General features: G+C 70.9%; 15 protein-coding genes and 2 pseudogenes. 8 read left to right on the top strand and 9 right to left on the bottom strand.

The window, feature by feature from the left end:
* Positions 1-40 precede the first annotated feature (40 nt).
* Genes ABEA26_RS10955 through ABEA26_RS10945 form a run of 3 tightly spaced genes read right to left on the bottom strand, consistent with a single transcriptional unit; the run spans position 41 to position 2,948 of the window.
* On the bottom strand, positions 41-1,465 hold the full coding sequence (locus ABEA26_RS10955) for an FAD/NAD(P)-dependent oxidoreductase (RefSeq protein ID WP_345591448.1): 1,425 nt from the start codon (positions 1,463-1,465) through the stop codon (positions 41-43).
* 56 nt (positions 1,466-1,521) lie between these two features.
* Positions 1,522-1,779 carry a (2Fe-2S)-binding protein gene (locus tag ABEA26_RS10950; RefSeq protein ID WP_345591446.1) on the bottom strand — a complete coding sequence of 86 codons (258 nt, stop codon included), beginning with the start codon at positions 1,777-1,779 and terminating at the stop codon, positions 1,522-1,524.
* On the bottom strand, positions 1,776-2,948 hold the full coding sequence (locus ABEA26_RS10945) for an NAD(P)/FAD-dependent oxidoreductase (RefSeq protein ID WP_345591445.1): 1,173 nt from the start codon (positions 2,946-2,948) through the stop codon (positions 1,776-1,778). Before ABEA26_RS10945 ends, ABEA26_RS10950 begins: the two co-directional genes overlap by 4 nt.
* Positions 2,949-3,349: 401 nt before the next feature.
* Between ABEA26_RS10945 and ABEA26_RS10940 the strand changes: the two genes are divergently transcribed.
* Complete coding sequence (locus ABEA26_RS10940; protein ID WP_345591485.1) at positions 3,350-4,195, top strand: SDR family oxidoreductase; 846 nt, start codon at positions 3,350-3,352, stop codon at positions 4,193-4,195.
* A gap of 271 nt (positions 4,196-4,466) precedes the next feature.
* Positions 4,467-5,810, top strand: coding sequence for an MFS transporter (locus ABEA26_RS10935; RefSeq protein WP_345591443.1), 1,344 nt, complete (start codon positions 4,467-4,469; stop codon positions 5,808-5,810).
* A 114-nt stretch (positions 5,811-5,924) separates the two neighbouring features.
* Here the strand turns inward: ABEA26_RS10935 and ABEA26_RS10930 are convergent, their stop codons facing one another.
* Entirely contained in the window at positions 5,925-7,646 is a 1,722-nt protein-coding gene (locus ABEA26_RS10930; protein WP_345591442.1) for a carbohydrate-binding module family 20 domain-containing protein, read from the bottom strand.
* 286 nt (positions 7,647-7,932) lie between these two features.
* Here ABEA26_RS10930 and ABEA26_RS10925 point away from each other — a divergent pair.
* Positions 7,933-9,351, top strand: a pseudogene (locus ABEA26_RS10925) (UvrD-helicase domain-containing protein); the annotation flags it as partial.
* Positions 9,352-9,486: 135 nt separating this feature from the next.
* On the opposite strand, the gene ABEA26_RS10920 reads toward ABEA26_RS10925, so the two are convergent.
* A complete protein-coding gene (locus ABEA26_RS10920) occupies positions 9,487-15,477 on the bottom strand; it encodes an AAA domain-containing protein (RefSeq protein WP_345591439.1) in 5,991 nt (1,996 codons plus the stop codon).
* Positions 15,478-15,791: 314 nt separating this feature from the next.
* Here ABEA26_RS10920 and ABEA26_RS10915 point away from each other — a divergent pair, with 314 nt between their 5' ends.
* From ABEA26_RS10915 to ABEA26_RS10900, 4 genes are all read left to right on the top strand, one after another.
* Positions 15,792-16,640, top strand: a complete 849-nt coding sequence (locus ABEA26_RS10915) for a hypothetical protein (protein ID WP_345591438.1) — start codon at positions 15,792-15,794, stop codon at positions 16,638-16,640.
* Between the two features lie 116 nt (positions 16,641-16,756).
* On the top strand, positions 16,757-19,306 hold the full coding sequence (locus ABEA26_RS10910) for a GmrSD restriction endonuclease domain-containing protein (RefSeq protein WP_345591436.1): 2,550 nt from the start codon (positions 16,757-16,759) through the stop codon (positions 19,304-19,306).
* 33 nt (positions 19,307-19,339) lie between these two features.
* Complete coding sequence (locus tag ABEA26_RS10905) at positions 19,340-19,945, top strand: flagellar basal body-associated FliL family protein (RefSeq protein WP_345591435.1); 606 nt, start codon at positions 19,340-19,342, stop codon at positions 19,943-19,945.
* A gap of 6 nt (positions 19,946-19,951) precedes the next feature.
* Positions 19,952-20,794: a BRCT domain-containing protein gene (locus ABEA26_RS10900; RefSeq protein ID WP_345591434.1), complete on the top strand. Its 843-nt coding sequence runs from the start codon at positions 19,952-19,954 to the stop codon at positions 20,792-20,794.
* A 105-nt stretch (positions 20,795-20,899) separates the two neighbouring features.
* On the opposite strand, the gene ABEA26_RS10895 is transcribed toward ABEA26_RS10900, so the two are convergent.
* Entirely contained in the window at positions 20,900-21,553 is a 654-nt protein-coding gene (locus ABEA26_RS10895) for a PASTA domain-containing protein (protein ID WP_345591432.1), read from the bottom strand.
* A gap of 738 nt (positions 21,554-22,291) precedes the next feature.
* On the opposite strand from ABEA26_RS10895, the pseudogene ABEA26_RS10890 reads away from it, so the two are divergent.
* Positions 22,292-23,788: pseudogene (locus ABEA26_RS10890) on the top strand (N-6 DNA methylase); the annotation flags it as partial.
* Positions 23,789-23,994: 206 nt separating this feature from the next.
* Here ABEA26_RS10890 and ABEA26_RS10885 read toward each other — a convergent pair.
* The 3 genes from ABEA26_RS10885 to ABEA26_RS10875 all read right to left on the bottom strand — a co-directional run.
* Positions 23,995-24,579: a hypothetical protein gene (locus ABEA26_RS10885; RefSeq protein ID WP_345591431.1), complete on the bottom strand. Its 585-nt coding sequence runs from the start codon at positions 24,577-24,579 to the stop codon at positions 23,995-23,997.
* A gap of 102 nt (positions 24,580-24,681) precedes the next feature.
* The gene (locus ABEA26_RS10880; RefSeq protein ID WP_345591430.1) at positions 24,682-25,089 is read right to left on the bottom strand and encodes a hypothetical protein; all 408 of its coding nucleotides are present in this window, start codon (positions 25,087-25,089) and stop codon (positions 24,682-24,684) included.
* Between the two features lie 102 nt (positions 25,090-25,191).
* Positions 25,192-25,703: ATP-binding protein (locus ABEA26_RS10875; protein WP_425587815.1), on the bottom strand; the 512-nt coding region annotated here is incomplete at its 5' end.

Raw genomic sequence — 25,703 nt, 5'->3', positions numbered from 1 at the left:
GTGCTCTCGCTGGTCCTCGTGTTCTCACTGGTCTGTGTTGTCACCGGCGTGCGTCCAGATCCGCGAGCGCGCCGAGGGTGACGGGTGTCGCGATGAGCCGTTCCGCGGGTTCGTAGGCCCGGTCCGTCGCCGCGAGGCAGTGCACGGCGGGCCCGCAGACCCTGCCCTGGCACCACCCCATGCCGGCCCGGGTCAGCTGTTTGACCTGCCGATGGTCGTGAGCCCCGTCCTCGGCGCAGGCAGCGCGGACGGCGCCCGCGGTCACCTCCTCGCACCGGCACACGACGGTCTCGTCGGTCAGCCACGCGGGCCATGCCGCCGGAAGGGGGTGGGCGAGGGCCATCGCCCGGGCGAAGGCGCGGTGCCTGGCCACCGTGGCGCGCACCGCGGCCAGGCGCCTGCCGCGCGGTACGGGAGGTGCCGGGCCGTCGGCGAGGACCGACGCGGCGGCGAGGCGACCCTCGGCGAGGGCGAGGGGCGCTCCGCCGACGCCGCAGACCTCGCCCGCCGCGTAGAGACCGGGGACGGTGGTGCGCTGCCCGTCGTCCACGGTGACGACCGCGTTGCCGTCGGCGGCGTCGGTGAGGGCACAGCCGAGGGGGGTCAGCAGGTCGAGTTGGGGTGCGAAGCCCCAGCCGACGCCCACGGCGTCCACGTCGACGCGTCGCCCCGTACCGGGGCGCGGGGCGCCGCCGGGGGTGAGCGAGGCGATGCGGACCGAGGTCACCCGGTCGGTTCCCTCGGCGCCGACGATGGCCGTGCGCGGGCGGAACCGGACGCCGTGGCGGGCGAGGGCGGCACCGTAGCGCGCTCCTTCGGCCCATTTGGCGGGGTTGCGCAGCAGCGGGCCGGGGTGCCTCAGCCACGCCAGTGGGTGGGCGGCCTCGCAGACGACGACGACCTCGACTCCGCGGGCGGCGAGGCCGGCGGCGACCGGCAGCAGGAACGGACCGGTGCCGCCGAGTGCCACCCGGCGGCCGGCCGTGACGCCGCCGCCCTTGAGCAGGGCCTGGAGGCCGCCGATGGTGAGCACGCCGGGCAGGTCCCAGCCGGGGAAGGGCAGTTGACGGTCGTAGGCCCCGGTCGCCACGAGCAGCCGGGGTGCGCGCAGGGTGACGGCGGACTCCTCGGGGGCATGGCGCCGGTCGACGGCGTGCACTGTGAAGGCGTCGTCCTCCCGGGTCACCGACCAGACGTGGTGCGCCGGACGGAGGTCGAGCCGGCCCCGGTCCCGGCCCGTCGACAGTGCCTCGGTCAGGGTGCGGTACGCGCCCAGCCCGTGGTGGAGGTCGCCGGTCGGAATGGCCGCCCGGGCCGGCTCCGGCGGGTGTCGCCAGTACTGGCCGCCGGCGGTGGTGCCCGAGTCGGCGAGCACGACGCGCAGTCCGCCGGCCAGGGCGGTGGCCGTCGCCGCCATGCCGGCCGGTCCCGCGCCCACGACGAGAAGGTCCGCCGGTTCAGTCATCGCTGTTCCTTTCGGATCCGCCGGTCGGTCATCGCCGTCCTCCCGCGTCCACCGGTTCACTCATCGCCGTCCTCCCGCGTCCTGACGGTCATGTCCGCACGTGCCGGGACCAGGCAGGCGCGCTGTCCGGCGGTGCCGTCGATGGTCACGAGGCAGTCGAAGCAGACGCCGATCCCGCAGAAGACACCGCGTGGGCGGCCTCCGACACGGGTGGTACGCCAGGCGACACGGCCCGCGGCCACGAGGGCGGCGGCGACGGTCTGGCCTTCGACGAACGGCAGCGGTTCGCCGTCGACGGTGATCCGGCTCTTCACTGGAGGGCACCTCCGGTGGTGAGGAATCGATCGGGCAGGAGTCCGGTGTGCGCCGCCGGATCGGCTCCGCGCCAGGACCGGCCGAGCAGGTGGGCCGTTACGAGGGCACCCGTGGCGGGGGCGAGGCCGATACCCGCGCCCTCGTGTCCGCAGGCGTGGAGAAGTCCCGGGACCCTCGGGTCCGGTCCGACCACCGGCAGATGGTCCGGGCAGTACGGGCGGAAGCCGCGGTAGGCGCGGATCAGGTGAGTGTCGCGCAGGAAGGGGAACAGCGTGCACGCCTGTGCGGCGAGCCGGGTGACCACGGCGGGGTTCATGGTGGTGTCGAAACCGACGCGTTCCCGGCTGGCGCCGATGAGAATCGTGCCGCCGCGGGTGCCCTCCACGACGCACGAGGTCTCCAGTCCGGCGTCACCGGAGGCGACGTTGGCGACGTAGTCGGCCGAGTAGACCTTGTGCCGCACCATCGGTGGCAGCGGTTCGGTCACGAGGACGAAGCCGCGCCGCGGGAGCACCTCGACGGGTGCGCCGAGCCGGCGGCCGACCTCGCCGCCCCAGGTGCCGGCGGCGTTGACGACGGCTTCGGCGCTCAGCGTGTCGCCGGTGGTCGTCCGGACGCCAGTGATCTCGCCGTTTCGGCCGGTGACGGCGCCGACGACCTCTCCCGTGCGCCAGCGGGCCCCCCGCTCCATGGCTGCGCGCAGCAGGGCGGCGGCTGCCAGTACGGGCTGTACCTGGGCGTCCTCGGGGTAGTGGACGCCGCCGGGGATTCCGGGGGCGAGGTGGGGTTCGAGGTCGTGGACGCGGTCGACCTGTTCGGCACGGACGCCGACCTCGGCCTGCCGGGCGGCGAACTCGGCGAGCGCCACGAGGGCTTCGGGGGTGCTCGCCACCACCAGACCGCCTTTGGCCTCCAGTTCGAGGGTGTCCGCTCCGAGTTCCTCGCCCGCCTCGTCCCACAGTGTGCGGCTCAGGCGGGCCAGGTCGAGTTCGGGGCCCGGTTCCTTGTCGGACAGGAGGACGTTGCCCTCCCCCCGGCTCGTCGTGCCGGCGCCGATGGGTCCGCGGTCGACGACCGTGACGTCCAGGCCCGCCGAGGCGGCGTGGAAGGCACACGCGGCACCGACGACGCCCGCGCCCACGACGACGACCTTCGAGGTCTGCCCCACCCCGCCCCACCCCCATCAGTGCAATGTCACATGACATCGCTCAGGTTATACATCTGTTCGGCCGTACACAATGACGCCCGTACGACGGCGGAACGCAGGAACGCGGAGAGGCAGACACCGTTCACGCACCGGCGACTCCCGGCCGCGGGCGGGTTTCGGGGTTGTGCGGTGGTCACCCGAGTGCCCGGACCAGCGGCGCCCCGGCCGACGGACGGCCTTAACGTCGTCCCAAGCGCACTCCCCCGCGCCGTGCGTCTCGCCGAAGCCGACAGGTCACCGCGGGTGAGCACGGCGACCGTGGCGGCCCCGTAGCAGGTGGGCCGGCTCGCTCCGCGTGTCGGTGGCGCCTTTCGCCACGGTGCTGGGGCCGGCCGTACCAGCAGAGGAAGGGCATGACGCAGATGGCGGGACCGATTCTCATCACCGGCGCGGGCAGCGGCTTCGGCAAGGAGGTCGCGCTGAGGCTCGCGAGGGCCGGACACCGGGTGATCGCCGGAGTGGAGATCATCGCCCAGGTCAGCGCGGTCCGAGCCGAGGCACGGGAGCGGGGCGTGGAGCTGCGCGTCGAGAAGCTCGACGTCACCGATGCCGGAGACCGGGAGAACGCCTGGACCTGGGAGGTCGACGTCCTCCTCAACAACGCGGGCGTCTCCGAGGGCGGAGCCTCCGTCGACATCCCCGAAGAAAGGCTGCGCCGCCAGTTCGAGGTCAACGTCATCGGTCCCGTCCTGCTCACCCAGGGCATCGCCCGGAGGATGGCCGCCCGCCGCAGCGGCCGGATCGTCTTCATGTCGTCGGTCGCCGGTCTCACCGTCGACCCGTTCACCGGCGCCTACGCGGCTTCCAAGCACGCCGTCGAGGCCTTCGCCGACGCCCTCGACCAGGAGCTCGCCGAATTCGGCGTCACGGTCGCCACGATCAACCCGGGCCCGTTCCTCACGGGTTTCAACGACACCATGTTCGAGACCTGGAAGGAATGGCGCGACGATCCGGCCGACCGTCTCCATGACTACGCCCAGTTGGCCTTCCCCCACGAGCAGTACGACCCCGAGCCGGTCTACGAGCGGACGGTCCAGGTCCTGCTCGGCGAGACACAGCGCTACCGAAACCTGCTTCCCACCGAGATGGAGCCCCAGGTCCGCGAACAGACCGACGCCCAGTGGAACCGTCGGCTCAACGACGGCTCTCGCCCCGCTCTCGTTCAGAAGGCCCACACCATCGGCCCCGGCACGCCCGTCCGACCCTGAGACGGGGTCCGTCATCGGCTCCGGTACCATCGGCGTCATGTCTGCTGCCTCCTGCGCGGCTTGTGCCGCGGTGACGAGGACGCTCCGCTAGCGGCGGGGCGTTCGTCTCACTTTCGTTGAACGCTCTGTCGCTTCGTGGTCGAACCGGAGCGGCACGTTCGTGCTGCTCGGACTTCTTCTGAGCAACGGAGCATTTTCGGTGTCTTCAGGCATCCTTTTCGCGCGCCGGGACGCGTCGTCCCCGGTGCGTGCGTGGCTGACTCTGTGCTGCATGGCCATGCTGCAGTTCTTCATCGCGGTCGACGTCACCGTGGTCAATGTCGCCCTGCCCTCGATCGGCGCCGACTTCGGCGTCGACGGTCACGCGCTGACCTGGGTCGTGGTCGGGTACACCATCACGGGTGGCGGGCTGCTGATGCTCGGTGGCCGGCTGGGTGACGTATTCGGCAGGCGCCGCGTCCTCCTGCTCGGCACGGCTCTCTTCGGTGCCGCTTCTCTACTGGCCGGGCTCGCCCCCTCCTTCGCCGTGCTGGTGACAGCGAGGCTGCTGCAGGGGGTCGGTGAAGCGATCGCGCTTCCCGCCGCGATGGCGGTGATCGTGCTCATGTTCCCCGAAGGGCCACGCAGGTCGCGGGCATTGAGCGTGTGGGCGGCCGTCGCGAGCTGTGGCCTCGTTCTCGGGTTCGTGGTCTCCGGGTTCATCACCGAGCTGCTCGGCTGGCGGTGGATCTTCCTGGTGTCCGTGCCCTTCATCCTGGTCGTTCTCGCGGCAGCGGTCGTCCTCGTGCCGGCCGAACGGCCCGCCGGGTCGGCGGCGTTGGACCTTCCCGGTTCGTTCCTGCTGGTCGCCGCTCCGCTGCTGTTCACCCTCGGGGTCGTCGAGGCGGGCGAGGGGGACGGCACGGTGCCGTGGTTGCCGCCGGTGGCACTGGTGGGCGCGGTGGTGGCCGGGGCCCTGTTCGTCAGGGTCGAGCGGCGTGCCGGCGAGCCGCTGGTGCCGCTGCGGTTCTTCCGCAACCGTCCACGCGTCCTGGCCAACCTGGCCACCGCTCTGGTGAGCGCGGCACTGTCCACCTCGTTCCTGCTGTTCACCTACTACCTGCAGGACCGGTCGGGTGCCGGTCCGCTCCAGGCCGGTCTGACCATGCTGCCTTTGGCCGTCTCCCTGATCGGGGCCTCGGTGCTGGTTCCGCGGTTGCTCGGACGGTGGGGCGCCCGGGCCTGCGTCCTGGCCGGAATCAGTTGCACCGCGCTGGCGATGGCCGCCATCGCCCTGGTCTCCCGCCTCGGTGCCACCGGTCCGGCGATGATCCCGGCCATGGTGTTCATCGCGGCCGGGATGGGGCTCGGGATCGTCGGGCTGCAGTACGTCGCGGTCACCGGAGTGACCGAGGACGATGCCGGCATCGCCTCCGGCGTACAGCGCGCCGCCGACCAACTGGGCGGCGCCACCGGGGTCACGGTCTGCGTCGGCCTCGGCTTCGCTCCCGCCATGGGGGGCACCGACCCCTACCTCACCAGTAGCCTCCTGGCCGTCGTCGGGCTCGCCGTGGCCGGATTCGTCACCTGGCGGATCTCCATGCCCGCGGCGGTGGCGGAGGACGCGGTCGGCTGACCTCGGACAGGGCCGCGCCACGGCCTTGCGAGCGGGTCGGCGTTCGCAAGGCCGTGGCGCGCGGTGGACCGTCCCCGACGGAGGAGGCGGGGACGGCCACGGGGCGGGGGCGGGTCAGCCTCGCCAGGTGTCGTTGAGGGTGATCTTGGTTGAGGTGGTGGTCGCGGTGCGGTTGGCGCCGGTCTCCCAGGTCACGTTCCCCGACCCGTCCTTGCGGAGGTACTTGTACTCGAAGGACGTGCCTTCGGGGAGTTCCACGTTCCGCTTCCACACCGGGTAGGCGGCCGGGTCGAGCTTGAGGGCGCTGCCCGGGTTCCAGTTGCCCAGTTCCGGCCTGTTGCCGGTCACGTAGATGTCCTGGCCCCAGTCCGTGGTGGCGTTGACGGCGAAGGACACCCCGGAGGTCACCGGGTCGGGGTCGGGGGTGGAGCCGCCGTCACAGGTGCGGGCACCGACGTGCAGGGCCAGGGCCGTGTTGGCGCCGAGGGTGGCGGTGAACCTGCCGGATCCGTCGACGGTGACGCCGTTGCCGGACTGGACGTCGCAGTAGTCACCGGCGGGCAGCGACGTCTGGAACGTACGGCTCAGCGAGGAGCCTTCGTGGTTGATGGCGACGTACGCCTTGTCGCCGCGGCCGAAGGCGATCCGGTCGCCCCCGTTGTCCCACCAGTCCGTGACCGACTGGCCGCGGGCGGCGTTGCGCAGGCCGACCATGTAGGAGATCTCGCGCCAGGCGTGCTGGCACTTCCAGCCGTCGCTGTAGCAGGCGTTCACCTGGCCGCCGTTCGGCGGACCGGCGTCGCGGTCGGAGAACTCGTAGCCGGAGTGGACGTCGGGGTTTCCGTACGGCCAGGCCAGCATGAAGACGTGGGCGAGCGTGTAGTTGGCTCCGTCCTTGTAGCTGAGGGTGTCGCCGCCGCGCTCGGTGTCGTGGTTGGCGACGAAGACGTTGGACTTGTCTGAGGCCATGTAGCCCCAGCCTTCGCCGAAGTTCTTCAGGTGAGCGAGGTTCTCGCTGTTGAAGACGCGCTTGAGGTCGCGTCCGTAGCGGAACTCCTGGACGTCGCCGCTGCCGAGGTACTCGGTCGGGGAGACGGCCTCGCCGGCGCCGAAGATGGCCTCGTGTTTCCAGTAGACGTTCGGGTCGCTGAGCCGGGACTTGATGTCGGCCAGGTCACCCGCGGCCATGTGCTTGGCCGCGTCGATCCGGAAGCCGTCGACACCCAGGGACAGCAGGTCGTTGAGGTAGCCGGCGATCCTGCCCCGTACGTAGTCCTCGCCGGTGTCCAGGTCCGCGAGCCCGACCAGCTCGCACTCCTGGACGTTGAAGCGGTCGCGGTAGTTGTTTATCTCCGAGGTGCAGTTGTCGAAGTCCGGCGCCGAGTAGGTGCCCGGGTAGTCGTACTTGGTGTACGCCGAGCCGCCGGTCCCGGTGCCGTCGCCGGCCGACATGTGGTTGATGACCGAGTCGGCGACGACCTTCACACCCGCCGCGTGACACGTGTCGACCATGCTCTTGAACTGCCCGCGGTCGCCGAGGCGGCCCGCGATCCTGTAGCTGACCGGCTGGTAGGAGGTCCACCACTGTCCGCCCTGAATGTGTTCCTGGGGCGGGGAGACCTGGACGAAGCCGTAGCCGGCCGGGCCGAGGGTGTCGGTGCACGCCCTGGCGACGGAGTCGAACTTCCACTCGAACATCACCGCGGTGACGTCCTTGTCACCGGGTGGGGAAGCCTGCGCCGGTGCCGCGGTGGTGAGAAGACTGCCGGCCACGCCGGCGGCGAGGGCGAGCGCTGCCGCGGTGCTTCTTCGGGCTCTGCTGGTGCTCCCGTGCATGAAGTCTCCCGTGTGAGGATGCGGGGTCGCGTCGGTGCCGACCGGCGACGGACTGGGGAGTCGGCACACCCTTGCAATGCGTTGCTGCAAGATGACTGCAAGGTGTTGCGGTCGTGACCGTAAAGGCGCCGTTCAACTACCGTCAACCCCTTGGACGAGTCCGACTGGGCGCGTCACGCCGCGTCGGCCGGCGTGCCGGTCAGGGGTGTCGCACGGCAGCGGAGAGGAAAGTTGTCCAGTGCCTGTCGATGACGACGTCGGCCGAGGCGCGCAGGTCGTCGGGGAGCGAACGGGCCTCCACCCCGCCCAGCGCCGTTACGCCTACCACCCCGGTTTCAACGGTCCCGCCCAGGTCACCGGCGGTCCCGGCACCGGTAGGACGGTGGTCGCCCTGCACCGCGTACGGCACCTGCTGCGCACCGGCCGCGAAGGCGACCCGATCCTGCTGACCACCTTCACCAACGCGATGGCGGCCGCCCTGCGGGACAGCCTCGCGCTGCTGCTCGGCGACGCGGACGCGCACCTGCTGGGGCGCGTCGACATCACGACGGTGGACTCGCTCGCCGCGCGGGCCGTCCGGGAGGCACGGGGAGATTCCCCGAAGCCTCTCTCGGTCGCCGCCGAGAAGAGCGCCTGGACCCGCGCCGCCGCACGCGAGGAACTGCCCTGGACGGAGCAGTTCCTGTCGCAGGAGTTCCGCAACGTCGTCCTGGCGCAGGGCCTGCGCACACCGGAGGAGTACCTGCGCTGTGTACGGCGGGGCCGGGGCACCCAGGTCGGTCGGGTGCAACGGGCCCGGCTGTGGCGGGTGATGGAACGGTTCACGGCGGACCTCGCTTCACGCGACTCGGCGACGTACACGCAGCTGTGCGACCAGGCGGCACGCATCCTGGCCGAAGGCGCACCGCGCTACCGCCACGTCATCGTGGACGAGGCGCAGGACCTGCATCCGGCGCAGTGGCGCGTACTGCGCGCCTGCGTCGCCGACCAGGCCGATGACATGTTCCTGGTCGGCGACCCACACCAGCGCATCTACGACTCCCGCGTCTCGCTGCGCTCGCTGGGCGTCAACGTCCGGGGACGCACCGCCCGGCTCCGTCTCAACTACCGCAGTACGGAGGAGATCCTGCGCTGGTCCGCGTCCCTCCTCGACGGCCGGCCGGTGGGCCGGCTCGGCGAGGACGACGACGACGGCGGCCGGGACTCCCTGCGCGGTTACCGGTCCCAGCTGCACGGCCGGGTGCCGGTGGCGCGCGGTCACGGCAGCCAGGACGAGGAACTGCGGGCGCTGGTCGAGCAGGTGCGCACCTGGATCGAGCAGGACGGGGTCAAGCCGTCCGAGGTGGCGGTGTGTGCCCGGTTCAACACCCTGGTCGACGCGGTCATCACGCGGCTGCGCCGGGAGCGCATCCCCGCGGTGGCGGTCAAGGACAATCCCGGGCCGGACGTGTCCGGCGTGCGCGTGGCCACCATGCACGCGATGAAGGGACTGGAGTTCCGGTGCGTGGCGGTGGTGGGCGTGACGTCCGCCGTGCTGCCGTTCGCCCCGCAGGTGACGCCCGCGGAGACCGATCCCGTCCAACACCAGTCGGACCTGCTGGCCGAGCACTGCCTGCTGTTCGTGGCGTGCACACGTGCCCGCGACGCGCTGGCGATCTCGTGGAGCGGTGAGCGCAGCCCCATGCTGGACCCGGTCGCCGGCTGACCCGGCCGCAGGCCGACCCGGCAGAGCCTCGGTTCCTCGGACCCTGTCACGGGTGCGAGGAACCGAGGCTGTCGTCACAGGCGCCTTTGCGCACCAGCTCCCGCTCCCGCTCCCGCTCCCGCCCTGCGTACGGCGTCAGACCCGTATCTCCCGGACGACGACCGAGTGCGCCCTGCCCTGGGAGGCGTCGTACGAGATCTCCCGGCCCGTCGGCTGCCACATCAGCGCGTGGCCCAGCGGGGACGACGGGGAAATGACGTCCGCGTCGTCGGTGGGCAGCTCGGCGACGGTGTACAGGGTCGTCTCGTCGGCCTGTCCGTCGAACTCGAGGACGAGCAGCGCCCCGGGGAACACCGCCTTGGGCGTTCCCCCCTCCTGGCCGACGCGCACGGCGTCGAGGAAGGTTCGCAGGAAGCCGATCCTCTTCGTCCGGCGCTCCCGCTGATCGGCCCGCGTCTTCCTGAGGAAGACGAGGTTCGCCGCGTCCGCGTCCACGGGTGTCTCGTCGGCCGCGTCGATGGCGGCCTGCAGCTCCTGCATCTCGCGCACCAACCGGTGGAACGCGGCGGCGGGTATCTCCTGGACGGGCAGGGAACTCCGCGCGGCGGAGTGCGCGGAACGGGGCGCGGGCTCCGTGACCGCGCCCACCGCGGGGGCCGGCCGGCGCGTACGCGGTTCCTCGGCCCCGACGGCGGAGGACGCGACGGCCTCCGGCACCCCCACGACGGGCGCCGCGTCGGGTGCCGCCTCCGGGGCCGCGTCGGGTGCCGCCTCGGTCATCGGGCTCGGGTCCTGCGGACGCTCACCCTCCGCCGATTCCCCCGCCCCGTCGTCCTCGTCCCGGCCGGCGGCCGAAGGCAGCCGGGAGTCCGCCGCCTCGGCGGGGGAGCCGGGAGCTTCCGGCTGTTCGGGCAGCGGCTCGATGCCCAGCCGTTCCAGTTCCGCCCAGAGCGGGGCGAGAGCCTGCTCCCGGTCGAGGTGGAAGCGGCTGCCGCGGATCCGGACGAAGGTCCAGTCGACGCGTTCGAGGTCCCGCTGCCGGGCGGCTGCGGTGGACGCGTCCTCCCCCTCGGCGAAGGCGTCGCCGTCGCAGGCGACCGCCAGTCTGCGGGTGCCGCCCTCGACGACCAGGTCGATGGTGTGGCGGCCGACCCGGTAGCCGGGCCGCACCCGGTGGCCGCGGGACGTCAGCTCCAGGTACACCTTCTGCTGGAACAGGCCGTCGAAGGCCTCATGGCGTACGTCGGGCCGCACCTCGCCCTCCACCGCGGCGGTGTCCTCCTCCGCGGGCCGGGTGAGATGGTCGAGCCAGCGCCGGCGCAGGTCGTTCTCGTGGAGCTGCTCCGGGCGGGCACTGTGGAACACCCACAGCTGGTCCTGGGCGCGGGACGCGGCCACGTTGAGCCGCTGCTCGTACGTCTTGCCGTTGAAGCCGCCCGGCACGGTCCCGGCCGCGGTGGTCGCCGAGTTGACGCAGGACACGAACATGACGTTCCGCTCGTCGCCCTGGAAGTCCTCCGCGTCGCCGACCCGGATGCGCCGCTCCTCACGCTGCTCGTAGTCCAGGCGCTCGGCGAGCAGGTTCTCCAGTTCCGTCAGGTGGCCCTTGGCGCCGCGTAGGCTGATGACGCCCATGGTCCTCCCGTCGTACGCGGAGTCGGCGCAGCAGCGCACGACCGCGTCGACGAGGGCGCCGGCCTCCGCGGCGTTGACCAGCCGGTCGTTGCCGCCGAGGGCTTCCCCGTCCTCGACGTGCACGGTTCGGACGGGCGGCAGCCGGTCGGCGCCGTACTGCCGCAGCGGCTGGAGCCGGCCGTTGTAGCAGAGGTCGTTGGAGAAGGAGATGATCTCCGGCATGCACCGGAAGTGCTCCTTGAGCATGAGCGTGCCACGGCCCGCGGACAACGCCTCGGTGAGGTCGAAGAAGCTGGACTCGGGGCCGAACAGGCTGCGCACGTCCGGCTCTAGCGCGGTGAGAAGCCGGTCCCGCAGATGGAAGTACTCGTCCTGCTTGAGGCCGACGTTGGACGGACTGACCTGCTTGCTGTCGCCGACGACCACCATCCGGCCGGCGAGCCAGCTCAGCAGCATGGCCTCCAGACCGGACTGGCTGGCCTCGTCGACGATGACGACGTCGAACATGCCGGGCCGGTCCATGGGCACGGTCTCCGCCACCTGGTGCAGCGGCATGATCCAGGCCGGCACCGCAGTCTGTGCCTTGCGCAGTGCCGCCTGGGCGTCGCGCCGGTAGCGGTGCTGGTACTTGCCCCTGATACGGCGGGCGGCCTGCTGGTACGCGCTGAGGGCGCGGGACTGGTCGCCGGTGAGCAGCCCGAGGCAGCGGTGCCAGGCGCGGGCTGCGGCGAGCCGGGCGAGCATGATACGCGCCTCGTCGTCGGCCTCCGTCAGCCGTCGGCGCAGGCTGCGCTCGGCCTCCGGATCGGTCAGCCGCTCCATCCGCTCGCGCCACGCCGACCAGGCCCAGGCCTCGGCGAGCAGCGGCAGCCGGGCGTCCCACGCGATGTCCTGCGGGGAGCCGGTGACGCGCTCGGCGAGCGAGGGGAACGCCTCGCGCACGCGTGCGTGTGCGGCGTGCTGCTCGGCCCGCAGCCGGGCGGCCTCGCGTACCTCGGCGATCTCGTCACTGAACTCCCGGTAGCCCCGCGGGTCCTGGGCGCGCACGGCGTCGAGCGCGCGGGCGACGGCGGGTGCCACGCCGGGCCGGTCGCTCCACGCGCGCAGCAGTTCCCCGGCGTCCGCGATCACCTTGCGGGACTGCCCGGCGGCACGCAGCATGGTCGCCGCGCGCAGCAGGGCGCGTACGGCGTTCTCGACCGACGCGTCGTGCCAGGCGGCGACGGCGAGTTCGGGCGAGGTGGCGGCGGCGGTGAGTACGTCGGTGCGGGCGGCGGCGACGGTGAGCAGTGCCTCCAGCACGTCGGCGTCCTGCCGTAGGCGAGCCAGGCGCGGACCGTGCCCCTGCCAGGCACCGACGGGGCTTCCCCGCTCGGACTCCACCTGGGACAGGAGAAGTTCGAGCCGGACACGGGCTGCGACGACCGCGGCGGTGGCGGCGTCCTCGGGGGTCCGCCCGTCGACCCGTACGGCCTGCGCGAACGCGCCGACGGCCTTGGCGAGCTTCGATCGGGTGCCGAGCGGTCCGCGCAGCCTCTGTCCCTGGGCGAGGCCGTCGTGCAGGGTGGTGGCCTGGCCCAGCGCGGTGGCCGGATCGTACTGCTCCAGACCGCTGACCATCGCGGTTCCCAACGTGGCGACCGAGGTGTCGAGCGCCGCGAGGGCGTCGGTGACGGCGGCGTGCCGACTGCGCGTCTGCCAGTCCTGCCCGGCCGTCACCTCCCCGAGGAGTACGCCGGCCCACTCTCCGGCGGCGGCCGCGAGGGAGGCGGCACGGGCCCTGGCGGTGGAGAACGTGTCGAGGGCGGTCGTCAGACGCTGCTGCTCGGCCTGGCTCAGCTGCCGCACGGCCGCGTCGTACTGCCGGTTCAGCGGGTCCTGCCGTACTGCCTCGTGTGCCTCGTCCGCGGAACGCACGACCGTGACGGCTTCCTCGAAGTCACCCGGGCCGGGCAGTTCGGAGGGGCCGGGCACCTCGGCCGCGAGCAACCGGTGGTGCGGTGTGAAGGCGCGCGTGGTGTGCAGCAGCCTCAGCGTGTCCTCGGCGGTCAGGGAGGGCTGTTCCCGGGGCACCCGCCCCAGCCAGTCGTACCGCTCCGTCTCGGCGGTGAGGCGCTCGGCGATCTCCTGCAGGCTGCCGGTGTAGTCGCCGATCTCCGCCTCGAAGCGGTGGGTCTCCTGTTCGCGCAGTACGGCGAGGTCGCGCAGCATGGCCTGCTGGGCCGACCGGGCCGCGGCGAGCCGTGCCTGGAGCGTACGGATCTCGCTCTGGGAGGCCTTGGGGTCGTAACCGGCGTACTCGCTCAGGATCTTCTGCACGGACGCCTCGAGCTCCCGCTGGGCGGCCGCGCCGTCCTCGGTGCGGCTCACGCACAGGTCGCGGATGCTCTCGGGCAGCTTGTCCCGCAGGACACGCAGGGCACGCGGGGTGTGGCTGGTGATGAGGACCCGCTTGCCCTGGGCGAGCAGGTCCGTGACCAGGTTCGCGATGGTGTGCGTCTTGCCGGTGCCGGGCGGGCCCTGCACCACGACGAGCCGGTTGGCGCGCAGCCGTTCGGCGATGGTGCGCTGCTCCTCGTTGGCCGGCAGCGCGAAGTACGTCTCGCCGGGGCCGGCGTCCGGACCGTCGTCCTCGGCCGCCGCGAGGTCGGCGGCGGTCAGCGCCCCGTCGCGGCCCGCGATGTAACCGAGCAGCTCGGTGGGGGCCGTACCGGCGTCGATCTGCCGCGCGATGGCCTTGAGGGCGTCCATCGTCGAACGGCGGTTGCGCTCCCGCAGGACGAGTGCGGGAGTGAGTCCCACCCGGGGCACGTCGAGCGTGCGCGGCCGGGCGCGCTCCACGGTCGGCGAGTAGCTCCCGGCACTGTGGGCCGCGTTGACCCAGCTGCGGAGGGCGGTGTGCACGGCGTCGAGGTATGCGGGGTCCGTGGCGTCCAAACCCTCGTCCAGGACACCGACGATCTGTTCACGCACGGGCCCCGGCACGTGCTGGGCCCCCTCCAGCATGCCCTCTTCCAGCTCCAGGCCCGGACCGGTGGGGTCGGGGTACGCGGTGAGGGTGCCGGTGGCCGGGTCGAGGTGGAGGGCGGCCCGATGGGTGACGAGGTGGCGTTCCACGCGCTGGCCGCCGGCCGTCTGCCAGGTGAGCCTGCCGAGCCCGAGGACGAGTTCGTAGGCCTCCCCGAGGTTGGCGGCGTCCTCGTGCATCTTGTGCAGCCGGTCGTACAGCTTGACGACGGGGTCGATGGCGCGCCGCCGCCCGGCCCAGGCCAGCCATTCCTGTTCCCAGGCGGTGTACAGCTTCTCGATCTTCTCCCGCTTCGGGTGGTCGTCGAGCTCGTGGTACGTCTTGTCGAGCGGGATCCCCTGGGACCAGTCGGGGAATTCGGGCTCGATCCTGCGGCGCAGATGCGGGGCGCGGGTCTGCTGGAAGTCCCGGATACGGCTCTCGTCGATCCAGGGCGCGAGCAGCGGCTTGGGGTGCGGGACGTCCTCACGTTCCGGGCGGTCGAGGGTCAGCCAGGCCGGCATGTCGGTGCCGAGAGCGCCGTCGAGCATTACGGCGACCTCGGGGGCATCCGGCAGTTCCTCGAACCACACGGTGCCGGCGGCGCCGTCGAGCGTGCGGACGGGCCGTGCCTTCGACTCCTCGGCCTCGGCGAGGAACCGGAAGATCTGGCGGACGCGGGCCGCGTCGAGCTCGTCGGGGGTGAGTTCCCGCTGCCGGGGGGACGCGTCGGCCGGCCGTGTTCCCGTCGGCCGCGCCGCGGTGGGCGTGCCCGGCCGCTCGGAGTCCGTGGGCTGTGCCGGTACGGCCCCGAGCACGGGTCGGCCGGGGGCGGCCTGGCCTCCCCCCGCGCCGAAGAGGCCGTCGGGGCCGTTTCGCGGCTCCGACTCGGTGCAGGCGTTGACATCGGTGTCGACATCGGTGTCGGTGTCGGTGAACAGTGAAGGCTGCTGCTCGCCGAACAGCGCTCCCTGGTCCGGGAGCAGCCCGGACGCCGCACGCGTGGCCGTCGTGCGGGGCTCGGCCGGCGCGTACGCCGCGGCCCGCGCCGTGGTGAAGGTGACGCTCTCGCGGTCGTGCGAGTAAGGGAACCTCACCTCGATGTCCAGCTCGGCGGCGGTGCCGGCGGGGATGCTGTAGGCCCAGGTCACGGAGGCTCGGCGGCCCTTGCGCAGGGTGCCTTCGAGGTCCCCGTCGAGCAGTTCGCCGCGGTAGTCCTGTATCTGCCGCCCCGTTTTTCCGTACGGCCCGCCACGCACCAGCAGGGTGATGTCCTCGACGTCGATGGGCCGGGCGGTGCCGTTGCTCAGGCAGAGCGTGCACCGGACGAGGTCGTCGCCCTGCCGGTACCCGTCCGACTCCTCCGGATCGATCAGCTCGTACGGCACCACGTCGTCGACCCGGACGTGCAGCCCGTCGCCGTACTGATAGTCCGAGCCGACCGGCCACACACCGTCGTCGAGGCCACTCTCACCCTGGCTCACGCGCCACCCCCTGCCGTTCAGGGCCACATGGGTGGCCACTTGGTGTCATCCCGCCCCGACCAACCCGAGCACGCACACGACGCGCCCCCCGACGCGTCGACCCGAGTGTGAACTGAGCACACGCGAGGGTATCAGCGGCGCCGATCCCACGGATTTGCCGGGCACACCCCGGGCATTCGCCAGGCAACCGCACCGGATCCGAAGCAACACTAGACTTATTCCATTGACTCAGTTCACAGCAATACACATGATGGCACTGAGCGTCACACTCGCGAGCTCTCTCCGCGCACTCCGACAGAAAGAGGCCGTACACCATGCACATGGAAGTACTCCAGGTCAGTCCCGAATTGGCAGCGGAGTGGCTCACCCGCAACACCAGCAACCGGCCCCTCAGCAAGAGCGCCGTACAGCAGCTGGCCGGCCGGATCCAGCGAGGCGAGTGGCAGCTGACACACCAGGGCATCGCGTTCGACGAGGACGGCGTACTGATCGACGGACAGCACCGCCTGGCGGCCATCGCCAAGGCGGGAGCGACGGTGCCGCTGACCGTCACCCACGGCGTCCCGCGCACCTCCTTCACGGTGATGGACACCGGGCGCAAGCGCACCGGCCGCGACGCCCTCGCACTCGTGGGAGAGGCCAACTCGACGCACCTGGCGGCAGCCCTGCGCGGCCTCCACCTGTACCTCAACGCACCCAACTCAGCCTGGAGCGGCGGCTCTTCCGTGACCAGCAACGACCAACTACTGACCATGCTCGTCCAGCACCCCGGCATCCGTGACGCACTGCAGCACGGCATCGCTCTCAACCGCGCCTGCCGCATCACCGTCACCGCGGCGGCCATCGGCTGGTACGTGACCACAGAGACCCGGCCCGACGTCGATCAGGGCTCCTGGAAGGAGGGAATCGTCACCGGCGCACGACTCGAGCCCGGCGACCCCCGCCTCACCCTGCGCAACACGATGCTCAGCCTCGCCACGGGCAAGGCCCACCGACGCCGCGACGACTCACGCGAGCACCTGCTCTACTACCTCAAGGCCTGGAACGCGTGGGCCGAGGACCGGCCGATCAAGCTGCTGCGCCGGTCCCCCAACGAGACCATGCCCCGGATCACCAAGCAGACGACGGCAGTCGTGACACACAGGGTACTCCGTCAGTCGTAAGTGCCGCGAAAATCATCGCCGTTGACTAAGTTCACTGTAGATTGACGGAACCGTGAGGGCCTGGAGACCGTCGGACAAGCCGTCAGACCGCGCCCACCCGGCAGGAAAGGAAGCGCATGCGCGCGCAGGAGATCACCTTCCTCAAGCTCGTCCAAGGCGACAAGCAGTTTCAGGTGCCCCTCTACCAACGCACGTACAGCTGGGGCAGGGAACAGCTGAAGCGGCTGTGGGAGGACGTCGGCGAGCTCGTCGACCAGCATCTGACGGGAGAGGTCACCGCCCCGCACTTCCTGGGCTCCGTGGTGCTGGCCCCCGGCCAGATCCAGGCCGGCGGTGTCCAGCGGTGGCTGGTCGTGGACGGTCAGCAGCGGCTGACGACACTGATGCTGGCGTTCACCGCGTTGCGCGACCATCTCAAGGAGACCGGTGATCCGCGCGGTGTGGACCGGGTGCACCGACAGACTCTGGTGAACGAGTTCCACGAGGGCCTCGACCACTATCGTCTACTGCCGACACAGGCCGACCGCGAGGCCTACACGGCCTGTGTCCAGTCCCGTGCCGAAGCCGGCGGCGGGGACAACATCGGTGCCGCCTACCGGTTCTTCCTCGGCGCGCTCGCCGAGGGCCGGGAGGCCGCCGGCGACGACCGGTGGATCGCGACGGTCGAGACCGTCCTCAAGGACCTGCTGTCGATCGTGGAGATCACCGCGGAGCCCGGTGACAACGTCTACCGGATCTTCGAGTCGATCAACAACACGGGCGTCGGGCTGAGCCAGAGCGACCTGCTGCGCAACTACGTGTTCATGCTCCTGCCCAAGCGGGGCGAGCGGGTCTACCAGGAACTGTGGCTGCCCATGCAGCAGAGCCTCGGCCCCAAGAACCTCGAACTCCTCGTCTGGCTGGACCTGGTGGTGCGCGGCCACCACAAGACCAAGCAGAGCGAGATCTATCGGGAGCAGCAGAAACGGCTCCAGCCGCTGGTCGGCGACGAGGACGCGCTCCAACGCGAGGTCGCACAACTCGCGGAGCGCGGACGCCGGTTTCTGCGCATCATCGAGCCCTCGCGTGAGCGGTCACCCGCGCTGCGCGCCGTACTGGAGCGCCTCACCGCCTGGGGCGGCCAGACCCACTACCCACTCGCCCTCCACCTGCTGGACCTGGTCGACAGGGGAAGCACGACACCCGAGGACGCGGCGGAGGCGTTGCGGTACGTCGAGTCCTATCTGGTGCGGCGACTGGTCTGCCAGACACCGACCACCGGTCTCAACCGCATCTTCATGGAGGCCCCGAAGGAGCTGGAGACGGACCGCCCGGCCGCCGAGGCGGTCCGGCGGTTCCTGTCCGGCCGACGCCGCCGCTGGCCGAGCGACGAGGAACTGCGCGAGGCGATCCGCAGCAAGCCCTTCTACTGGAGTGGCCGTCCCCCGCAGCGGAGTTACATCCTGCGCCGTCTGGAGGAGAGCCATGGTTCGACCGAGCCCGTCGACTTCGTCAAGGCGTCCCTGAGCGTGGAGCACGTACTCCCACAGCGACCGGCCGCCTCGTGGTTCGACCTGCTCGCCGACGAGACCGAGCCGGACCAGACTCCCCAGGAGCTGCACGACCTGCTGGTGCACACGCTCGGCAACCTCACCCTCACCGGGGACAACGCGAAGCTGTCCAACAGCCCGTTCGAACGCAAGCAGCAGCTTCTCGACTCAAGTGCCCTGCGCATGAACCAGGAGATCGCCGCGGAGCGGCGCTGGGGCAAGGCCGAGATCCTGGCCCGCGCCGACCGTCTGACGGAGCGGGCGGTGGAGCTGTGGCCCGGACCGATCGGCGGGCTCAAGCCGGCCGGCGAGGAGTGGCCGGGCTGGGCGGAGCTGCGGGCGGCCCTGGTGGCGATGCCGAGCGGCACATGGACGACGTACGGCGATGTCGCGGAGCTGATCGGCAGCCACCCGGTGCCGGTCGGTACGTACCTGGGCTCCAACCCCACGGTGATCGGGGCCTACCGGGTCCTCACCGCGGACGGCAAGATCTCCCCGGCGTTCCGCTGGGCGGACGGCAGTGACCGGCAGCCTCCGCGGGAACTTCTGATGAGTGAAGGAGTGAGGTTCGACCCGTCGGGCCGCGCGCACGGTTCGCAGCGCCTGAGCGCGGCGGAGCTCGCGACCCTGCTCGGCAAAGACGTCACACAGACCGCCTCGCACGACCCGCTTCCCGACGGGGAGGACGCGGCGGCGGCCGAGCGCTTCCGCACGCAGTTGCGGGAGCACTTCTCGGAGGCTTCCGCCGGGGTTCTGGACGCGCTCGACTACTGGCGCCTGCAGGGCGGTCACGTCACCTACGGCAGGCACGAGGAGACGACCTGCTTCCCGATGCTGGACGCCGGGACCAGTCGCCGGCCCCACCTGCTCTGGCCGGTCGCGATCTACCCGGTGAGCGGAACGGTCGAGGTCGTCTTCCAGTACCTCAAGGACCGCAGCCCCTTCGACGACACGGAACACCGCCGCGAGCTCCTGAACCGCCTCAACAAGATCGAGGGCATCGATCTGCCCGAGGCGAAGCTGGAACTGCGCCCGTCCTTTCCGGTGCGGGTGTTCGCGGAGCACGAGGAGGAGATCTGCGGCGTATTGGACTGGTTCGTGCACACGGCGGCGCTGGATCTCGCCCAGCGCGACTGAGCGAAACGACCATCACGAACGAGGGAGACATCCGTGCAGGTACTGAGCGCGCTCGAGCTGATACGCGGCACTGACCGGGTGACGAAAACCGGCACGACGCTGTCCGGCGAGACATCGGTGGCGAGCGCCGTCGAGTGGGAGCTGCGCCTTCCCGGACATCCGACACTGAGGATCCACGACAACCACTGGCGCAACGGCGAGAGGGACCTGGGGCTCCACAAGCCCCCGGTCATGCCCGAGATGCCCGCGGCTCTGTCGAACCTGCACGGCCGACTGCGCTCCGGCATAGCCCCCACGCCGGGGCGGCGGGAGCTCCGCGTCATGCTGTATCCGACGTACGTCGACAAGCACGACAGGCCGCGGGTCAAAAAGTCCTTGACCACGGAAGACCTCGCCGACCGGATGGGACTGTTCGTACTGCGGGAGCTGACCGCGCGGGAGGGCGTCACGCTGGAGCCCGCTCACGACCGCCCGGACCTGCCGCCCGTCGATCTGGACGACCCGCAGGACGAGAAGTCCCTCCAGCACGCGCTGTTCTTGCCCACCGAGGACGACGAGACGCCGGTACTCGGCTTCGTTCACTTCCGTGCCGTGCCCGTGCTCCGCCACATCGGCTGGCTGTCTCCGGACGGCGGCTGAGGAAAGATGGCATCGGGCAGGACATGCCACGGGACGGTCCGCAACCTCAGCGGCCACACGGTCTGCTTCACGGGTCGCGTGCTCGTCCACGGCGAGTGGACGGTCAGGCCGCGCTGCGAGCAACTGGCCAAGGATCGCGGTGCGGATCCCAAGACTGACTTCTCCCGGAAGATCACCCTTGTCGTCTACGGCGACCTGGCCAGCAAGGTGGTGACGGACAGCCGCCGTGCGTACAGCAGCAAGCTCGTCGACGCCGACACCTCGCGCAACGGGGGACGGCACGTATGTGTCGTGGACGCCGACGGCTTCTCGAGATTGCTCAAGCGACGGCCCGCCCCGTGTCTGAAGCTGAGGAGGTCGAACGCCGGGCGCGTGCGCCCCGTGGCGGCCGCCCCGGCCGAGAGTGAGATCCTGGGCGGCCGCCTCCGGGGACGCAGACCGGGCCGACGCCCGTCCGCGGATCTCACACTCGATCTGGGCCGTCTCGACAAGGCGACGGCCGTGCACGAGGCGACGGTCGGTGCGCTCCTCGTACACCTTTCCGGTCAAGGCATCGACGTACGCACCCACGCACCGGGCGCTCCCGCGTTCGACGCAGGGTGGTCACGCGGGGCTGACGTGTTCATAGCCGAGGTCAAGAGCCTGACAGGAGCCCGGGAGGACCAGCAGATCCGCCTGGGCATCGGGCAGGTCCTCGACTACGCGCACCAGCTCCGAACCACCCACCCCGGTCGCCGCCTGCATCCCGTCCTGGTGCTGGAGAAGCGCCCGGTGGACCCCCGATGGGCCTCATTGGCCCGGTCCGCCGGCATACGGCTTACGTGGGCACCCGGTTTCCCGGACCTCTGAGGAGCCGTTGCCCTGCCGATCAGGCTCGCGTCCTGGCCGGCAGGGCAACGGCTTCTTGCACGAAGAGGACCGAGGCTCCAAGGCAGACACCGGGGCCCGCCCGTGTCAGCAGCTCTCGCCGAACTTGACGGCCCCGATCGTCACCGGCTGTCCGTCGAGCTTGGCCCCGGCCGCCGGGGCGGTCGAGCAGATCTGCCAGTTCGACTCGACGAGCACCATCCGGTCCTGACCGGACACGTCGTCGACCGTGATGCCAGTGGAACCGTCGAGCGCCTGACGGGCGACCTTGACGGACTTCCCGACGAAGTCCGGCATGGTGGAGTCGGCCTCCTCGGGCTCGGCCCGGTCACCGCCCGCAGGGCAGCTCTCCTCCAGCTTGACGGTGCCGAAGGCGACCTTCGCGTCCGTCGCGTGCGTGCCGGGCGCCGGGCTCTGGGAGCAGACCTTCCAGTTCCTGTCGAGGACCTGGTTGCGGCCCCGGCCGAGCGCGTCGTGGGACGTGAGGTGGTAAAAGCCGGCGGCCTGCGCCTCGTCCTGAGCGCTCTGCAGCCCCTTGCCGGCCATGTCCGGAAGCGTCGCGGCGGACTCGGTGTCGGCCGAGGGATCTGCGACCTTCTCACCGGTTTCGGCAACTGATCCCTCGGGAGTCGACGGGGCTGAGGACGTGGCATCGTCCGTGCCGGTGTCGGCGGTCGGGCCACAGGCGGTGAGCGCGGCGAGCAGGAGCGCCGTGGCTGCGGAGACACGAGTGATGCGCATGGTGAACCCCAAAGGTGTTGCAGATGAGAGTGGGCCGTCGTGCGGACACGGGCGGGACCCGTTGCCCCACCGGTCGCCTCCGGAAGAATGCTCCACCGCGGCAAGTCAGACCTGCTCGGCGGCATCGGTCGGCCCAGTATGACGTTCGTGCACTCAGTTCACAACTTCAGTCAGAAATTGGGCGTGCACCCTTTCCCTTGGCGCGTGGAACGCTTGGGCTGATGAAGAACGCTCGGATACGAACGGGCGCTGGACGCCGTGGTCGACACCCTGCGGGAGCAGCGCGCGACCTGGCCGAGTTCCTGGACGTGGCGGCCGCGTGGACCACGCGACAACTGCCCGGCCACACGGCCCCGGCAACGTCCACCCTCGCCCGCACCCTGTTCCTCCGTGCCCCCCTTTCCACCCTGCACACAAGCTGCCGCCCCGCCGTCACCTGCGCGACGACAGCGGGCGGGGACGACCCTCGTGGGCAGCACGGCTTCATGTACTGAGTTCACGAAAAACCCTGCGAGGTGACGCGCACACGCTTGCCTTCCTGGTGCGGCTGCCGCACACTCACGACGCATACACACCGGCGACAGGACGGGAACTGCGCCCCGGACGCCCGTACGAGCGCGTAAGCCGGGCGCACCCACCGATGTACGCGCCCTGCCGTTTGGTCAAATACTGCCCCATACTGCGCATCAGGAGGGGTCGGCTCCGTGTCACATCCGGGGCCTGAGGTCTGGGGGGACCATGGCTGACGCACGCCTGCAGTGGTTACAGGACGCCGTCTCCGCGTTCGGCGCGGAGTGCAAACGCAGTTTGGCGGGGCCGGGTGATCGCGAGGCGGCGATCCGGGGCCCGCTGGAGGAGTTGTTCCGCGCCATGGGGAAGCACCACGCCCTGCGCGAGATCAGCTGGCACCCGGAGACCCGCGTACCGCACCTCGGCGTGCGGCCCGACTACGCCGTACGCGTCGACGCACAGATCACCGGCTACATCGAGGTGAAGCAACCCGGCAAGAGCATCGACCCCGACACCTTCACCGGTCACGACAGACGGCAGTGGCAGCGCCTGCGCGACCTGCCGAACCTCCTCTACACCAACGGCACCCACTGGCGCCTCTTCCAGTACGGCACGCAGATCGGCGAGGAGGTCGTGCTGTCCGGGGCACTGAAGACCGCCGGGGCGAGAGCCGCCTCCGATCCGGCCGCCTTCGACGCGCTCGCGCGAACGGTGCTCTTCTGGAGGCCGCAGGAGGTCCGCCGGGTCTCGGTGCTCGTCCAGCACATCGCCCCGCTGTGCCGGCTCCTGCGCGAGGCCGTGCGGGAACAACTGCGCGCGGAGAGTGGGACGGAAGCCGACGACCCCACCGTCGAGCGCCCCTTCACCGGCCTGAGAAGCGACTGGCGCCGCCTGCTCTTCCCCACCGCCGACGACGCGACCTTCGCCGACGGCTACGCCCAGACCGTCACCTTCGCCCTGCTCCTCGCCCGCACGGAAGGCATCCGGGTCGCCGACACGGGCTTCCACGAGATCGGACGACGGCTTCACGCCGGTCACGCCCTGATGGGCAAGGCACTCCAACTCCTCACCGACAACGTCAACGAGCGGTTCGCGGTGACCCTGGACCTGCTGGCCCGCACCGTCCAAGGCGTCGACTGGGAGACCATCCGGCAGGGCAACCGGGACGCGTACCTCCACCTCTACGAGTCGTTCCTCTCCGTCTACGACGACGACCTGCGCCGGCGCAGCGGCTCCTACTACACCCCGCACCAGGTGGTCGAGGAGATGGTGCGCCTCACCGAGGAGATCCTGCGCACCCGTCTGGGCAAGACCCGCGGTTACGGCGACGACGGCGTCCACATCGTCGACCCCGCGATGGGCACCGGAACCTACCTGCACACGGTCATCGAGCGGGTGGCGCGGCAGGCCGCCGAACGCTCCGGCGACGCCATGGCGCGCGACGCGATCGGCTGCCTCGCCGGGCGCCTGTACGGTTTCGAACTGCAGATGGGTCCGTTCGCGGTCGCCGAACTCCGCGCCGCCGACCTGCTCAAGAAGCACGGCGCCCAGCTCCCGCCGGGCGGACTCAACCTCCATGTCACGGACACGCTCGACGACCCCTACGTCCAGGAGGAGCAGCTCGCCTCCACCTACGCCGCCCTGTCGGTCTCCCGTGCCCGCGCCAACCACATGAAGGCCAACGTTCCCGTCACCGTGGTCATCTCCAACCCGCCCTACGACGACAAGGCCGAGAACCGGGGTCGACCTCGGTCCGGCACAGCAGGCCCTCACCACGAAGATCGTGAGCTCCCCGGTCGTCACCGTCACCGACCTCATGTCGGCGGGCGTTCTTCCGCCGCAGCCCAGAGCCGACCGTGCCCGGCGACGCGTCGTGCTCGACTTCGACCGACCGGCGGACGAACCGTGACCGGCTGTCGGGACCAGCAGCTTCACGCCTCGACGATGATGGTGCCTATGGTCGATTCCGGGCCGGGCCCTTCCGGACGGTCGACCTTCCACCAACCCAACACGTCCTGGTACTCCGGCTGTGGCCTAGCACGTCCCTCGACGGTCATCAGGCGCCCCTGATACGCCTGGGCGTAACGTGCTCGAACCGAGTAGACGCCGGGTTCGTCGGGAACAACAAGGTCGCACGACACACTTACCCACTCCGCCGGACCCGGATTGTCTTCCGCCAGCGCCTCGACGTGCGTGCCGGCGTTGACCACCTTCAAACCGCCCCCGCTGCGCTGCTTGCCGTTCCATACCGACGCCTGGGCTCGATCCTGGCCCGCCAGACCAACGATCACCTGGTTGACGGCGTTGCCACACTCCGAGCAATCATGCAGCACGTCGAAACTGACCTTGTGCGAACCTCCTTCGCGGACGTGTACCACGCCGGCCTGGCCATCGATCTTCACGTTGCGGATCTTGAACCGAAATCCCGTCCCGCCTCCGTACAGCTCGACCATCTCGGGGCCGGGAGTGAGATCCGCGGTTCGGTGGTCATCGCTGAGACTCATCTTGTCGGTCATGTGCCAAGTAAACAGGTGGCCACTGACAAGGGCGGGCCCGCCCTTCAACGAGGTTGACACGTCAGCGTCAGGACACTGCTTCCGAGCGGCCGGTGACCGCGGCTACGCACCATCGCCGGCCGAGACGTGGGCCTCGGCCTGCTCCAGGTCCCACGTCCCCTCCGCGAGCCGTTTCAGGGCGTGTCCGGCGGACCTGGGCGCCGTACCGCGCGCCACGGTGTCGGCGAAGGACACCACGGCGCTCAACCGTGCCGCCAGCTCGTCCCACTCCGCCGTACGCAGAGCCGCCGCTCCGGTGGCGGTGAGGCGAAGCGTGCCCCGGTCCCCGTCCCGCTGCTCGACCAGCCCGGCCCACAGCAGCGTCGGCAGGACGTCCCGAACCTCGTCCGTGTCGAGGTCCCGGGCCGCGTAGGAGTCCGGCCCGACTTCGGGTGCCGGGAGGTCGCAGAGGTCCAGTTCCCGCAACAGGTGGTGCTGGAGCGGCGTCAGCTGTCCGATGGGATCGAGCATGGCCCCAGTATGGCCCGCGCCGCGTGGGGCGCCGGCTCTCCTCGCGGCACGCGCGCCACGGTGTCCACAGGGGCTCGACCCGACTGCCTGCGCGACAGCGGATCAGCTGGGGCGTCCGACCTCCGCCCAGACCGTTTTCGTGTAAGCGTCCCGCACCTCGCAGCCCCACCGTTCGGCGTACGCCGCCACAAGCAACAGTCCACGCCCCGACAGGGCGTCGGGCGCCGCCGGTTCGGCCGCCGGCTCGCGGGGGAAGCGCCCGGGGCGGGTGTCGGTCACCTCGACGCGGACGACACCGCGCTCGGGCAGGTGGAGCAGCGTCAGGCGGAAGTCCCGACCGGGGGTGCGCCCGTGGGTGACTGCGTTGGACGCCAGCTCGGCCGTGACGAGGGCGACGGCCTGTGACGTCTCGGAGTCGTACGTGATTCCCCAGGCCGCGAGCTGCTGTCCGGCGAGGCGGCGGGCGAGACGGGCCCCGCGACCGGTGCTGCTGAGGCGGGTGGTGAACTGCGGGACGCGGATGGGTGGTTCGGCCCCGGGCGTCCCCGCGGACAACCATGCCACCATGTTCCTGGCGCTCACCTGCGGCGACGCCGAATGGCCGCACGACGTCG

Source organism: Streptomyces marokkonensis (genome assembly GCF_039539045.1).
In the GTDB taxonomy this organism is placed as follows: Bacteria; Actinomycetota; Actinomycetes; order Streptomycetales; family Streptomycetaceae; genus Streptomyces; species Streptomyces marokkonensis.
This window is presented reverse-complemented; position numbering and strand designations above follow the sequence as displayed.

Excerpts from the sequence above, each read along its gene's own strand:
- ABEA26_RS10955 (WP_345591448.1), bottom strand. The coding sequence starts at position 1,465 with ATGACTGAACCGGCGGACCTTCTCGTCGTGGGCGCGGGACCGGCCGGC.
- ABEA26_RS10940 (WP_345591485.1), top strand. The coding sequence starts at position 3,350 with ATGGCGGGACCGATTCTCATCACCGGCGCGGGCAGCGGCTTCGGCAAG.
- ABEA26_RS10935 (WP_345591443.1), top strand. The coding sequence starts at position 4,467 with ATGGCCATGCTGCAGTTCTTCATCGCGGTCGACGTCACCGTGGTCAAT.
- ABEA26_RS10930 (WP_345591442.1), bottom strand. The coding sequence starts at position 7,646 with ATGCACGGGAGCACCAGCAGAGCCCGAAGAAGCACCGCGGCAGCGCTC.
- ABEA26_RS10915 (WP_345591438.1), top strand. The coding sequence starts at position 15,792 with ATGCACATGGAAGTACTCCAGGTCAGTCCCGAATTGGCAGCGGAGTGG.
- ABEA26_RS10910 (WP_345591436.1), top strand. The coding sequence starts at position 16,757 with ATGCGCGCGCAGGAGATCACCTTCCTCAAGCTCGTCCAAGGCGACAAG.
- ABEA26_RS10900 (WP_345591434.1), top strand. The coding sequence starts at position 19,952 with ATGGCATCGGGCAGGACATGCCACGGGACGGTCCGCAACCTCAGCGGC.
- ABEA26_RS10895 (WP_345591432.1), bottom strand. The coding sequence starts at position 21,553 with ATGCGCATCACTCGTGTCTCCGCAGCCACGGCGCTCCTGCTCGCCGCG.
- ABEA26_RS10885 (WP_345591431.1), bottom strand. The coding sequence starts at position 24,579 with ATGACCGACAAGATGAGTCTCAGCGATGACCACCGAACCGCGGATCTC.
- ABEA26_RS10880 (WP_345591430.1), bottom strand. The coding sequence starts at position 25,089 with ATGCTCGATCCCATCGGACAGCTGACGCCGCTCCAGCACCACCTGTTG.